At 65.0% G+C, this 13,552-nt stretch carries 7 protein-coding genes and 1 riboswitch; of the genes, 2 read left to right on the top strand and 5 right to left on the bottom strand.

Annotated features, from left to right (window positions below; genetic code table 11):
• Positions 1-23 precede the first annotated feature (23 nt).
• The 3 genes from murB to QZ613_RS18465 form a co-directional block, all read right to left on the bottom strand.
• Entirely contained in the window at positions 24-1,043 is a 1,020-nt protein-coding gene (gene murB, locus QZ613_RS18475) for a UDP-N-acetylmuramate dehydrogenase (RefSeq protein ID WP_291983491.1), read from the bottom strand.
• A gap of 64 nt (positions 1,044-1,107) precedes the next feature.
• On the bottom strand, positions 1,108-4,815 hold the full coding sequence (metH, locus tag QZ613_RS18470; protein ID WP_291983488.1) for a methionine synthase: 3,708 nt from the start codon (positions 4,813-4,815) through the stop codon (positions 1,108-1,110).
• Positions 4,816-4,876: 61 nt separating this feature from the next.
• A riboswitch (SAM riboswitch) is annotated at positions 4,877-4,958 on the bottom strand.
• A gap of 109 nt (positions 4,959-5,067) precedes the next feature.
• Positions 5,068-9,009 carry a hypothetical protein gene (locus tag QZ613_RS18465; RefSeq protein ID WP_291983486.1) on the bottom strand — a complete coding sequence of 1,314 codons (3,942 nt, stop codon included), beginning with the start codon at positions 9,007-9,009 and terminating at the stop codon, positions 5,068-5,070.
• A gap of 376 nt (positions 9,010-9,385) precedes the next feature.
• On the opposite strand from QZ613_RS18465, the gene QZ613_RS18460 reads away from it, so the two are divergent.
• A complete protein-coding gene (locus QZ613_RS18460) occupies positions 9,386-9,847 on the top strand; it encodes a type II toxin-antitoxin system RatA family toxin (RefSeq protein ID WP_291903248.1) in 462 nt (153 codons plus the stop codon).
• A gap of 32 nt (positions 9,848-9,879) precedes the next feature.
• Entirely contained in the window at positions 9,880-11,727 is a 1,848-nt protein-coding gene (locus tag QZ613_RS18455; protein ID WP_291866422.1) for a glutamine--tRNA ligase/YqeY domain fusion protein, read from the top strand.
• Between the two features lie 150 nt (positions 11,728-11,877).
• Here QZ613_RS18455 and arsC read toward each other — a convergent pair whose 3' ends face one another.
• Both arsC and QZ613_RS18445 read right to left on the bottom strand, forming a co-directional pair.
• The gene (gene arsC / locus QZ613_RS18450) at positions 11,878-12,231 is read right to left on the bottom strand and encodes an arsenate reductase (glutaredoxin) (RefSeq protein WP_043562599.1); all 354 of its coding nucleotides are present in this window, start codon (positions 12,229-12,231) and stop codon (positions 11,878-11,880) included.
• Between the two features lie 85 nt (positions 12,232-12,316).
• Positions 12,317-13,348 (bottom strand): SGNH/GDSL hydrolase family protein, encoded by a 1,032-nt coding sequence (locus QZ613_RS18445; protein ID WP_291983484.1) that lies wholly within the window; start codon positions 13,346-13,348, stop codon positions 12,317-12,319.
• Positions 13,349-13,552 lie beyond the last annotated feature (204 nt).

Here is a 13,552-nt window from a genome sequence, read left to right as displayed (position 1 = left end):
GCCGTCTGATCGGCAGGCAGCGCTCAGAGAAAGACCGGTTCCGGCACGAGTTCGACGGCGAAGCGTTCGCGTACGGCGGCCTGAACGGCCTGCGCCAACGCCAGCACGTCGGCGCCGCGTGCGCCGCCGTGATTGACCAGCACCAGCGCCTGCTTGGCGTACATCCCGGCGCGGCCCAGATCCCTGCCTTTCCAGCCGCTGTGCTCGATCAGCCAGCCGGCGGCGAGCTTGACCCGGCCGTCCTGCTGCGGGTAGCGCGGCAGATCGGGATGGGCAATGGCCAGGCTGGCGGCGACCGACGCGCTGACCACCGGGTTGTGGAAGAAGCTGCCGGCGTTCGGCAGCGTCGCCGGGTCGGGAAGCTTGCGGCTGCGGACGCGGATCACCGCCGCGGCGATTTGCCCGGGCGTACAGGCGGCGGGCGGGTTGCTGACCTGCTGGCGCTCGATTTCGGCGGCGAGGTCGCGGTAGGCGAGCAGCGGCTGCCAGGCTTTCGGCAGACGGAAGGTCACCCGGGTGATCACCCGCTGCCCGCTCAGGTGCCAACCTTCCTGCTTGAAAACGCTGTCACGGTAGGCCAGGCGGCAGTCGTCGCGATCGAGGCGCAGGGCTCGGCCGGTGACCATGTCGATGGCTTCGACGGCGTGCAGGTGCTCGCCGACTTCCAGCCCATAGGCGCCGATATTCTGGATCGGTGCAGCGCCGACCGTGCCGGGAATGAGCGCCAGATTCTCCAGGCCGGGCCAGCCCCTGGCCAGCGTCCACAGTACCAGCTGGTGCCAGTTCTCGCCGGCGCCCACGCGCAGGTACCAGGCGTCGTCGTCTTCGCCGATCAGCTGGCGACCGCGAATCGCCATGTGCAGGAGCAGGCCGTCGAAGTCGCCGGTGAGCACCAGGTTGCTGCCCGCACCGAGGACGAAGCGGCGACGGCGGTGATTGCCGGCGAGCGCTGCCAGTTGCGCGCTGGCGTCGATTTCGGCGAAAAACGCCGCCCGCCCCGGCAAGCGCAGCGTGGTCCGTGCGCCGAGGTCGACGTCGCGCACGACGAAGTCGGGCAGATCGTGCGCGCTCAGCTTGCGGCCTCCCGTTCGGCGCCTGCCCGTTTGCCTAGAGCAGAGGGGCCAGCCAGCGTTCGGCTTCGGCGACGCTGAAGCCGGCGCGCGCCGCCCAGTCTTCGAGCTGGTCGCGCGCGATCTTGCCGACGGCAAAGTAGCGTGCCTGGGGGTGCGCCAGATAGAAGCCGGCCACCGCCGCCGCCGGCGTCATCGCGAAATTCTCGGTCAGCCCCATGCCGGCGTTGGCCGGCGCGTCGAGCACTGCGAAGAGCGCGCGCTTGGCAGTGTGGTCGGGGCACGCCGGGTAGCCGGGCGCTGGCCGAGTGCCGCGGTAGTCCTCGCGGATCAGCGCTTCGCAGTCGAGCGTCTCATCGCTCGCGTAGCCCCAGTAGTCGCGCCGCACCTGCGCGTGCAACCATTCGGCACAGGCCTCGGCGAGGCGGTCGGCAAGCGCTTTCAGGATGATCGCGTGGTAGTCGTCGTGCGCCGCGGCGAATTCGGCGAGCTTGCCTTCGATGCCGAAGCCGGCGCCGACGGCAAACGCCCCCAGCCAGTCCGGCGTACCGCGCTCGGCGACGAAATCGCTCAGGCAGTAGTGGGGTTTGCCCGTCGGGCGCTCCTGTTGCTGGCGCAGATTGTGCCAGCTCATCAACTTCTCGCGGCGCGCTTCGTCGGCGTAGATCTCGATGTCGTCACCGACGGCGTTGGCCGGGAAAAGGCCGAAGACGGCGTTGGCGCTCAGCCATTTCTCGGCAATGATCGTGTGCAGCATCTTCTGCGCGTCGGCATAGACTTCGCGCGCCGTCTCGCCCACCAGCGGGTCGTCGAGGATCTTCGGGAAGCTGCCGGCCAGATCCCAGGTCTGGAAGAACGGTCCCCAGTCGATGAACTCGGCGAGCGTTGCCAGGTCGATGTCACGCAGCACGTGCAGCCCCGGTTTGCGCGGCGCGAGCGGCCGGTAACCCGCGTCGGGGTCAGCCTTGAAACGGTTGTCGCGTGCCGCGGCCAGGCCGACCAGCTGGACTCCCTTCTTGTTGGCGTGCTGTGCGCGCAGTTTTTCATAGTCGGCGGCGACCTCGCTCTTGAAGCTGGCCGCGTGGTCGATCGACAGCAGCTGGGTGACAACACCGACGGCGCGCGAGGCGTCGGGGACGTAGATCACCGGCCCGCTGTAGTTCGGCGCGATCTTGATCGCCGTATGCGCGCGGCTGGTCGTCGCGCCGCCGATCAGCAGCGGCACTGGCGGGCCGCCATCGGCGCCGTCGGCAAAGCCCAGGCGCTGCATTTCGGCGGCGACGTGACTCATCTCCTCGAGTGACGGGGTGATCAGGCCCGACAGCCCGACCGCCTGCGCGCCGTGTTCCCTGGCCGCGTGCAGGATCTTGTCGCAGGAGACCATCACCCCGAGGTCGACGACGTCGTAGCCATTGCAGCCGAGGACGACGCCGACGATGTTCTTGCCGATGTCGTGAACGTCGCCCTTGACCGTGGCGACGACGATCTTGCCCTTGCTGCTCACCCCGGTACGCAGTTTCTCGGCTTCGATATAGGGGATCAGGTGGGCGACCGCCTGCTTCATCACCCGCGCCGACTTGACCACCTGCGGCAGGAACATCTTGCCGGCGCCGAAGAGGTCGCCGACGACGTTCATGCCGTTCATCAGCGGTCCTTCGATCACCGACAGCGGCGGCTTGCCCGCGGCTTCGAGCGCCGCACGGCATTCTTCGGTGTCGTCGACGACGAAGTTGTTGATGCCCTTGACCAGCGCGTGCGTCAGGCGCTGTTCGACCGGCAGCTCACGCCAGCTGAGATCGGGGCCGGTATCTTTGGCCTTGCCCTCCTTGACGGTCAGCGCGAACTCGACCAGCGCTTCACCGGCTGCCGGGCTACGGTTGAGGACCACGTCCTCGACCTTGTCGCGCAGCGCCGGGTCGAGGTCGTCGTAGACGCCGAGCATGCCGGCGTTGACGATGCCCATCGACAGCCCGGCCTTGACCGCGTGATAGAGGAAGACGGTGTGGATCGCCTCGCGCACCGCGTCGTTGCCACGGAACGAGAAGGAGACGTTGGAGACGCCTCCCGAGATCTGCGCACCGGGCAGATTGGCGCGGATCCACTTGCACGCCTCGATGAAGTCGACGGCGTAGTTGTTGTGCTCCTCGATGCCGGTGGCGATGGCGAAGATGTTCGGGTCGAAGATGATGTCCTCGGGCGGAAATGCCGCCTGCTCGGTGAGCAGCTGGTAGGCGCGCGCACAAATTTCGGTCTTGCGCGCGTAGGTGTCGGCCTGGCCGCTTTCGTCGAAGGCCATCACCACGACCGCTGCGCCGTAGCGTCTGGCCAGCCGCGCCTGGCGCAGGAATCCGGCCTCGCCCTCCTTCATCGAGATCGAGTTGACGATGCCCTTGCCCTGGATGCACTTGAGGCCGGCCTCGATGACCTCCCATTTCGACGAGTCGATCATGATCGGCACGCGCGAGATGTCCGGCTCGCTGGCGATCAGCTTGAGGAAGCGCTCCATCGCCGCCTTCGAGTCGAGCATCGCCTCGTCCATGTTGATGTCGATGACCTGCGCGCCGTTCTCGACCTGCTGCCGGGCGACGGCCAGCGCGTCGTCGAAGCGGCCTTCGAGAATCATCCGTGCGAAGGCCTTCGAGCCGGTGACGTTGGTTCGTTCGCCGACATTGACGAACAGCGATTCCTTGCCGACGTTGAAGGGTTCGAGTCCGGAGAGGCGCAGTTTCCGCTCGACCTGCGGCACGGCACGCGGCTTGACGCCGCTGACGCCCCTGCTGATCGCCGCGATGTGTTCGGGCGAGGTGCCGCAGCAGCCGCCGACGATATTCACGAAGCCCTGCCGGGCCCAGTCGGAAACTTCCGCGGCGAGCTGCTCCGGCGTCTCGTCGTAGCCGCCAAAGGCGTTCGGCAGCCCGGCATTGGGATACGCGGAGATGAAGCAGTCGCAAATGCGCGACAACTCTTCGACGTACTGGCGCAACTCAGCGGCGCCGAGCGCGCAGTTCAGACCGAAACTCAGCGGCCGAACGTGGTTCAGCGAGTTCCAGAAAGCCTCGGCAGTCTGCCCGGATAGCGTCCGCCCCGAGGCGTCGGTGATCGTTCCCGAGATCATCACCGGCCAGCGTCGTCCCACCTGCTCGAAGTACTGCTCGACGGCAAACAGCGCGGCCTTGGCGTTCAGCGTGTCGAACACCGTCTCGACCAGGATGATGTCCACGCCACCCTCGCAAAGTCCGCGCACGGCTTCGCTGTAGGTGCCCACCAGTTGGTCGAAGCTGGTGTTGCGGTAGCCCGGATCGTTGACGTCCGGCGAGATCGACGCCGTACGCGACGTCGGCCCGAGGCCGCCGGCGACGAAACGTGGCCGGCTCGGGTCGCGGGCGGTGAACTCGTCGCAAACCGAGCGTGCGAGCTGGGCGCCGGCGACGTTCAGCTCGTGGACGATGGCTTCGAGGTGGTAGTCGGCCTGCGAGACGCTGGTCGAGTTGAAGGTGTTGGTTTCGATGATGTCGGCGCCCGCCGTCAGATACTCGGCGTGAATTGCGCGGATCAGATCGGGCTGGGTGAGCACGAGGAGGTCGTTGTTGCCTTTCAGGTCGTGCGCGTGCCCGGCGAAGCGGCTGCCGCGGTAATCCGCTTCCTGCAGCCGATGGCGCTGGATCATCGTGCCCATGGCGCCGTCGAGAACGAGAATCTTCCTTTCGAGGCAGGCTTTGAGTTCGGCGGTACGGTCCGGCTGCATGGCTATTCCTTGTCTACTGGTGCGGCGCTGCAAAACAAAAAACCCGTCGGCGCAAAGCTCGACGGGTTCTGATCTGGCTTCGCTTTAGCGGTATTTTTAACGCGCCCGCAATCTGTTTACGTCAAATCGGCGCGAACCCGGCATGCTAGCCGGGCAGGACGCGAATCTACCCGTCGGGGAAAAGCTTGTCAAGCCAGCGGTTTTCCCGCGGCTTTTCCCGACTTGCCGCTTTTCTTGCCGACGCCGGGGCCGTTAGGTGAGCAGTCTCTTCGCGTCGCTCAGTGTATTGCGCAACAGCGTGTCGACAAACGCCAGCGGCTTCCGGACATCGAAATCCACTGTCCAGCGCAGCGGCGTGGAGAATATCGCCAGCTCAACGTCCGCCTTGAACAACTCGCCTCGTTCAATCGCCTTCAGGCGGGCGGAGAGCGTGACCCGCCGGACATCGATCAGACCCCCGGCGTGCGCCGCGGCGTACTCCGACACCCGCAACATCGCTGCGGAACCCTGCCTGACGCCTTCCAGGCCGGCTTTGGCGCTCTCGAAGGCGAGCGCACTGGAACCCTGCTTGACCAGCTCAAGCGAATGGCTGGCAGCTTCCAGGGCGAGGTAGACGGACGACTGCCCGACCCCGGCCAGGCTCTGTTCGGCGGCATCGAGAGCCAGGCGGCCGCCGATCTCTACGGCGCTCAGCGTCTGCTTCGCCAGCTGCCAGGCGCTGAAGTCTGCGCCTGTTTGCGCCGCGGCAACGCTTCTCCTGGCCGCCTCCAGGACGCCGTAGCGGCCACCGATTCGAGCCGCCTCCACGCCTTTCTTCGCGACCTCCAGGGCGCCGTACTCGCCGCCGAAACGCACCCCTTCGAGCGCTGCCTTGGCGGCTTCGAAGGCGCCAAACTCGACGCCCTTCTGCACTCCCGTGAGCACCCCTTCAGCGGCATAGAGAACACCCTGCGCGGCGCGCATGGCGGTTTCCAGGCCGGCGATCTTCGCCGCGAGGTACGGCGCCTTGTACGACTTGGTCCAGCTCAGATGCTTCAGCTCGTGCACCGCAGCATCGCGCTCGCGCGCCAACGCGCCGACGGCTTCCCTGGCCGTCCTGACCTTGCTCGCCGCTCCCCCCATGGCGTTGCTGTACGCCTTCTGCGCGCGACTCACCTCGTTCCTGGCGTTGATCATCGCCGCGTCGTAATCGTGCTGCGCCTTGCTCAGCGCTGCCTGCGCGCTGCGCATTCCGCCGTCGTAGTCGGTCTGCGCCTTGCGCAGAGCCTTCTCGGCGTTCGCCAGCGCCTTGTCGAAAGCCTGCCTTGCTTTCGCGACATCGCGTTTCGCCTGCTTCAGGGCGCGGGCGTATTTTTCTCCTTCGCTGGCCACCGCCTGCTGGCACTGTTCGAGCAAGCGGCTCGCGTCGGCCTGCGCCCGCTCAAGCGCCTTCTTCGCCTTGTCGAATTCGGCCTTGTAAATCCGCTCGGCCCGGTCAACGTCTCTCGTCGCCGCCTTGAGGTCCGTTTCGACGACGCTGGTTGCTGAGTGCAGTTTGCGCGCCAGGTCATCTTTCAGATACGCGGTCAGTTGATTGTCAAACTCTCCAGCGAGCAGGAAATCCAGTGTGGCGGGTTCGCCAATCGAGCCTTCGCTGACGCCGTCGATCTGGTAGCTCAGGAGCCCAAGAAAACTCTGCCGGAAATGAAATTCGATCCCCCGGTTGGAGATGTCGGCAATGACAGCGGTGCTTGCACCGAGGAAATCGATGGCGCCGTCGACCAGGAGCGATTGTCTGGCGGTGGTCAACTGCAGATCAAGAATCGCGTTCCGGCCTGCTTCGCCAGATATTTTCAGCGGGCCGATCGTGAGCCGGTCGAGATGAGCTTTGGCGACAACGCCGTCGTCGGACAGGCGCGTGTACGCGGCAGCCTTCCTGCCAAACAACACGAGATCGCAGGCGAAGCTGAAACCGCGCTCAAAGCTGATCGTGCCAATGCTTCCACCTGCCGGCGCACAGTAGATCTTGAGTTCGTGCAGGGTGAAAAAATTGGGGACGGCGTCCGCCGGCAGCTTCAGCTTCGATACCTGTTCGGCAAAACTCACCAGGTTGGCTGGCGACAACTCCTGCAGTTCGCCATAGAGGATCTCCTCGCTGGGATCCTCGGAAATCTTCACCGCCATATTGGCGGTGACGTCGCCCAGCACTAGACCGCCGGCGAAGCCGAAGTCGGATGGCGTACCGGTCGTCAGAAAGACGGGATAGAGTATGCCCAGTTCCAGCGCCAGCGCGGGACCGATCCTGAGGCCTTGCACACCGAAAGGGTTCTGCCAATAGGCTTTCATGGTTCCCGAGCCGGAAGCGCCCTCGATCCCCACCGCCAACTGGGCGTCGAAATGCAATACTTCATCCTGCCGGGGAACGCTCACGTCCAGACCGAAGATCAGGTTGAACGACGGCTTTGGCGAAATCACGATCCTGACCTGGAAGGGATTGCAGGCGACCGAGTTGCCGAGCTGCAGCCGAGTGTCGGGCAGGGCAATGCCAATGTCGACGCCCTTCCCGTAGTAGGCCGACAGTTCGAGACCCACTTGCCTGTTGCCCGTGAGATCCGAAAGCGCCGGGATCTCCTGCAGCACGCACATCAGTTGCAGACCCTTGCGCACGGCAAAGGAAAAATCGGGATCCTCCGTCCGGCCGTCGTGCGAGGCGTAGATGAACGCCGCCTTGGAAAAGGTCAGCGAGTCGACAAAGGTCTTTCTTGCCGCGGGAATGATCGCCGAGAAAGCAAAACTCTCGGCGTGGATGGCGGCATAGACAATCGCCGTCCAGCCGTCGGCGCCCTTTTCGTAGGCCAGCCGGCAGTCGAGCTCCAATCCTTCGATGACGGCCTGGCCGACGACGGCGAATTGACTCGCCCGACCACTGGCAGCGGTGAAGAACTGCATCTGCAGCCGTGCCTTCTTCACGGTGAGCGGTCCGATCGTCAATTCCCCAAGGTCGCCGGTGAAGGCCATTCCGCTGGAAGATATCTGCGCCAGCGCCTGACACTGGTGACCGTGCGCCTGCAAGCTGGCCCCCAGGGTCACGCCTTCTGCCAAAGCCTGCTCGCCGAGCTTGCATTTGGCCGTCGCCATGGCGAGGTGGACTTCGCTCAGCGTCACCGCGAAATCCGGCAGGGCGAGGCTCAGAGAGGTGACCTCCTGAAAGAGGGCTTGCAGGTCGGTCAGCGAAAAATCGCCGATCTCGGCGTACAGGGCACTGTATTTCCGGTTCAGGACGCCGCCGAGCGCGTAGGTCTTGCCGGCGGCGTCAAGCTTGGCCTGCAGCCGTATGGATTTCTCCCCGCCCACCGCGAAGTCGGCTTTCAGCTCCTTGAGCGACAAGGTCGAGATGCCGAACAGTCCGTCCACCCGCGCGGCTTGCGCGCTGACCTTCAGCGCTTTCCCGGCGTATTCGATTCGACAGCGGCAGTCGACCGCCTGGTGGCCGAGGTTCGCGAGCGCCACCTTGCCCTCCAGGCTCGGCAGCACGCTCCAGGCCGTCGCTGCGCCTGGCGAAGACTTCGCCGGCTTGATTTCGACACCGAGCTGCAGATCGCTGAAGACGACATCGTCGCCGAGCGCGACGTGAAAGCTGGCGGCGCTGGTCAGGATCATGCCCGACGGCCTGAGTTTCTGCGCCAGGTCCTGATTGCTGACGTCCAGTGTGCCGCCGACCAGCAGACCTTCGTCCTGCCTGATGAATTTCTGCAAGGGCCGCAGCAGGGCGCTGCGCATGCGCAGGATACCGCTGAAGATCAGACGCGACTTCTCCTGGTCGGCCTTCAGGACGACTTTTACCTGGTCGAAGACAAAGTCCTGATTGCTGCTGCTGGCGAAGTCTGTGAAGAGCAGATCGAAGGTAAAGCCGTCCTCCTGGAGGTCGAGGCTCGAGCGGCTGGTCCCGTCATCCGATTGCGCGACACGAATGCTGACGCCTTTCTTTCCCAGCGCGTCGGTGCTCGCGACAAGGGCCTTGCCGCCGGGCGTCGCAGCAACTGGCGCCAGCACGGCCCGCTTCGCCGTCGCGGCTTTCCCCCTGGCGACTGGCGCTGCGGCGGGGGCAGGGGCAGTCGGCATGACGACAAACTGGTTGTTTACCACGGTGGCCAGACGTACGGATCTGAGCGACAGGCCCGACAGGGAATATTCAAACGCTTCTGGTGCGGTCATGGGAGAGTCCTCCAGTCATTCGCTGTAACACACACGGGGAAATCGGGAAATCGGGAAATCGGGAAATCGGGAAATCGGGAAGTCGAGCAGCCCTTTGCAGGCGGAGCGTCGCGACGCGAGCGTGGCCGTTTTTTTTTCTCTGAGCGTCGAGTTCTGCTTAAGTTCGTGCCCCGTTCCCTGCTCGGCCCGCGGCACGCCGGGCGAGTGCCACGGCAATCCCACTGCGCGCAAGCGGTCAGTGATTGCTATGATCGCTGCTGTTTCGCATGCGCGGTGCTGCCGGGCCCCCGTACTCGGCGCGTGCTTCTGCGCCCTGCGCCGCCAGTCTCCGATCAGGACGGTGAGCAGTGAAACGGCAATCAGGAGGCAGCAGCCCATGGCAACCCATCGCGAAAGTCGCGCCATTGCGCTCCCCGCCGAGTGCCTGTTCGATGTCGTCGCCGATGTCGAACGCTACCCCGAGTTCGTGCCGCTGGTCTGCGAGGCGAGGATCGTTCGCCGCGAAGAGGCGGCCTACGAAACCGAGCAGAGCCTGGCGCTCGGGCTGCTGCTGCATCGCTTCCGCACGCGCACCGAACTCGACCGCCCGCACCGGATCAGCGTTCGTTCCAGCGATCGCTCGTTCGCTCACTTCGACATCCTCTGGGCCTTCACGCCGCTCGCCGACGATCGCTGCCACGTCGACTTCGCGCTCGACTGCGAGACCCGCTCGCTGTTCCTGATGCCGGTGATTCAGCTCATGGTCGTGCCGATGGCCGCCGGCATGGTCAGCGCCTTCGAAGCGCGAGCGCACGCTCTGGCCGCGAAAAGCGGCGGTGGCGCCGGCCCGGGCGGGTAAAATGCGAGGCTTCTCGAATCAAGGATTTTCCCGTGAGCCAGGAGCCCAGCAGTCATTCGGCGAGCATCGCCGCAGTCGCCAGCACGAACTTCATTCGCAACCTCATCGAAGCCGACCTTGCTGCCGGAAAGCACGTGGCGCGCCGATGGTCGGGCCAGCCCGGGCCGGCCGCGCAGCAACTCGCCGGTGAACTCGACCCGGCCAGGATCCGCACGCGCTTTCCGCCCGAGCCGAACGGCTATCTGCACTTCGGCCACGCCAAGTCGATCTGCCTGAACTTCGGGCTGGCGCAGGACTACGGCGGTCGCTGCCACCTGCGTTTCGACGACACCAACCCCGAGAAGGAAGAGCAGGAATACGTCGATTCGATCATCGATGCCGTGCATTGGCTCGGCTTTTCCTGGGAAGGCCCGCTCGTCGAAGGGTCGGCCGACAGCGAGTGCAACCTCTATTTCGCGTCCAACTACTTCGACTGGATGGTCGCCTTCGCCGAATACCTGATCAGCAGCGGCCACGCCTACGTCGATAGCCAGAGCGCCGAGGAAATGCGCGCCAGCCGCGGCACGCTCACCGAAGCCGGCGCCGATTCGCCGTTCCGCCAGCGCAGCGCCGACGAAAGCATGGACCTCTTCAAGCGCATGCAGAAGGGCGAGTTCCCCGACGGCGCGCACATCCTGCGCGCGCGTATCGACATGGCGGCCGGGAACATCAACCTGCGCGATCCGGCGATCTACCGCATTCGCCACGCCAGCCATCACAACACCGGCGACCGCTGGTGCGTCTATCCGATGTACACCTACGCGCATCCGATCGAAGATGCGCTCGAGAACATCAGCCACTCGATCTGCACGCTCGAGTTCGCCGACCAGCGACCTTTCTATGACTGGCTGCTCGAGCGGCTGGCCGAAGGCGGGCTGTTGCAGCGGCCACTGCCGCAGCAGATCGAGTTCTCGCGACTGAACCTGACCTACATCGTCCTCTCGAAGCGCAAGCTGATCCAGCTGGTCGAGGAAAGGCACGTGAGCGGCTGGGACGACCCACGTTTGCCGACGCTGGTCGGCGCCCGCCGGCGCGGCTATCCGGCGGCCGGTTTTCGCCTCTTTGCCGAGCGCGTCGGCGTTTCGAAATCCGACTCGCTGATCGAGTACTCGCTGCTCGAGGATTGCATGCGCGAAGTGCTCAACGACGCGGCCGAACGCCGCGTCGCGGTGCTCGATCCGCTCAAGCTGATCATCGACAACTACCCGGCCGGAGAAAGCGAGGAGTGCTTTGCGCCCAACCACCCGCTGAAGCCGGAAACCGGCAAGCGCGCGATGCCCTTTGGCCGTGAGCTGTGGATCGAGCGCGAGGACTTCATGGCCCAGCCGAGCAAGGGTTACCACCGCCTCTACCCGGGCAACATGGCCCGCCTGCGCTACGGCTATGTCGTCAAATGCACCGGCTTCGACCGTGACGACAGCGGTGTCGTCAGCGCCGTCCATTGCGAATACTTCGCCGACTCGAAGAGCGGCACGCCCGGCGCCGACGGCTACAAGGTCAAGGGCAACCTGCACTGGATTTCGGTGGCCGAGGCCTGTCGCGCCGAAGTGCGCCTGTACGACCGGCTGTTCGCGGTTCCGTCACCGGGCGCCAGGCGCGACGGTGACCCCGAAGGCGTCGAGCGCGATTTCCGCGCTGACCTGAATCCGGACAGCATGCGCGTCATCCAGGCCTGGCTCGAGCCCTCGCTGAAGGGCGTTCAGCCCGAAGAGTGCTTCCAGTTCGAACGGCACGGCTATTTCGTAGCCGATCGCCTCGACTCGCAGCCTGGCGCGCCGGTCTTCAACCGCACGGTGACGCTCAGGGATTCCTGGTCGGTAAAGGGCGGCGCGCGCAAGTAGGGAGTCCCTGTTGGCGTCGCGCCGCGTGGCCGTCACTGCGAGGAGCGAAGCGACGCGGCAGTCCAGGGAGCACCTGTCCGGTCACGCGTTGAAACCTGGGGCACCGCGCCAGGAGCGCCGTCCGTCCTGCCGTCGCCGCTCCCGCCGCGCCTACAGCAACTCCAATACCTTCTCCGGCGGCCTGCCGAGAACCGCCCGCTCGCCGCGCACGACGATCGGGCGCTCGATGAGAATCGGGTGTGCGGCCAGCGCGTCCAGCCACTCGTCGTCGCTCAGCGAACGTCCGGCGTAGTTTTCCTTGAACACCGCTTCGCCGCGACGCACGAGTTCCGCCGGTTTCATTCCCAGCTTGTCGAGCAGCGCGCGCAGCTCGTCCCGGCTTGGCGGCGTCTTGAGATAGTCGACCACCTCCACTTCGAAGCCCCTGTCAGCGATCAACTGGCAGGCGGCACGGCTCTTCGAGCAGCGGTTGTTGTGATAAATGCGCAGCGGAATGTCGCCCATCGATGACCCCTGGAGAAAGAAAACGCGTGTTCGCCACGCGACGAGCCCCGCCGCAGCGGGGCTCCGGGCAAACCAGCGAGGTCGCCTACAGCGCCTTGCGCCGGCCGGTCACCAGCAGACCGACGAAGCCGATCGCGAACAGAAGAATGGCGCTCGGCTCGGGCACTGCGGAGAAGAACCTTGCCGCCAGGATCTCATGCGTCCTGGTCGTCGGGTGTACCCCGTCCCAGAACATCCAGGTGGCCGGATTGCACTGACCGTTGAGGAGGTTATTGACGCACGCCTGGTCCGTGACGTCAAAACCATAGGCGCCCTTGTTGGCGATGATCTCGCTGAGTGTCGCGGCGGTATCGAACTGGACGATCTCGAGCGAGGGCAGTGCCGCATCGAGCGCGCTCATCGCCAGCCCAAGACTGTTGTTGAAGAGGGCGCTTAAGCCCGACAGGCCGACGTTACCGAGAAAGCCGGGGGTTTGCCCGAGGTCCGGCATGTTCGCCACCAGGACGTGTTGCGCCCCGGCGGTGGCCAGCGTCTGCACCGTGGCCACGATGTTCGCGACGCCATTGCTGATCACGTTGGCGCCACCGGCGGAACCGGGCACGATCCCGGGCAGCGTTGCGGTGGTATCCGCGTAAAACACGTCGTTCGGGAACAACCACACGACGAAGAGCGAAGTCGCCGGGTCGAAGACCGGGCTCTGGGTCGCGAAGGACGCCAGCTGCCAGGCGTTGCTTTTCTGCGCGTAGACCGGCTGCAGCGCGACGGGCACGTTCGGATTGACCGAACTGAAGCTCTCCAGCCCGGTGGTCGCGCCGCCGATCGCATAGTTGGTTCCGCCGGCCAGCGAAGGCCCGAAACTGGTATTGCCCGGGTTGTACATGTTCCACAGATATTCGACGGCGACCGGGCCGTTCGAATACTGACCGTTGTAATAGGGCGGCGGCGGGAAGGTGACCGTGCCGCCGGTAGCCGCCTGGCTCAGCAGCCCGCTGTTGCCACCATCGGAAAGACTGTCGCCAAAGACGAAGAGATTGGTCAACTGCTGCAAAGCAGCGCTGGCCGAAGTCGGAACGCCGACCACCAAGAGCAACGCCAGGATGCGGAGAAGCTTGTTCATCTTGTACTCCTTTCCAGTTGATCCACGTCGGTTTGACGAACGTCAACTCGCAAGCAAGAAATGCGCCGCAAGGCGCAAGAAGCTGTTTTAACGATCTATCTTGTTTCCTGTACAGGCTGGATCGTTGTCGACTGTAAAAATTACCGACACCCTTCGTGCGCCAGGGTCAACGGCGGAAAGCGCCAGCGCCAGCTGGCCTCCGCC

The sequence above is a fragment of the Candidatus Accumulibacter sp. ACC005 genome, assembly GCF_907163215.1.
Classification (GTDB): Bacteria; Pseudomonadota; Gammaproteobacteria; order Burkholderiales; family Rhodocyclaceae; genus Accumulibacter; species Accumulibacter regalis.
This window is presented reverse-complemented; position numbering and strand designations above follow the sequence as displayed.

Excerpts from the sequence above, each read along its gene's own strand:
- metH (WP_291983488.1), bottom strand. The coding sequence starts at position 4,815 with ATGCAGCCGGACCGTACCGCCGAACTCAAAGCCTGCCTCGAAAGGAAG.
- QZ613_RS18465 (WP_291983486.1), bottom strand. The coding sequence starts at position 9,009 with ATGACCGCACCAGAAGCGTTTGAATATTCCCTGTCGGGCCTGTCGCTC.
- QZ613_RS18460 (WP_291903248.1), top strand. The coding sequence starts at position 9,386 with ATGGCAACCCATCGCGAAAGTCGCGCCATTGCGCTCCCCGCCGAGTGC.
- arsC (WP_043562599.1), bottom strand. The coding sequence starts at position 12,231 with ATGGGCGACATTCCGCTGCGCATTTATCACAACAACCGCTGCTCGAAG.
- QZ613_RS18445 (WP_291983484.1), bottom strand. The coding sequence starts at position 13,348 with ATGAACAAGCTTCTCCGCATCCTGGCGTTGCTCTTGGTGGTCGGCGTT.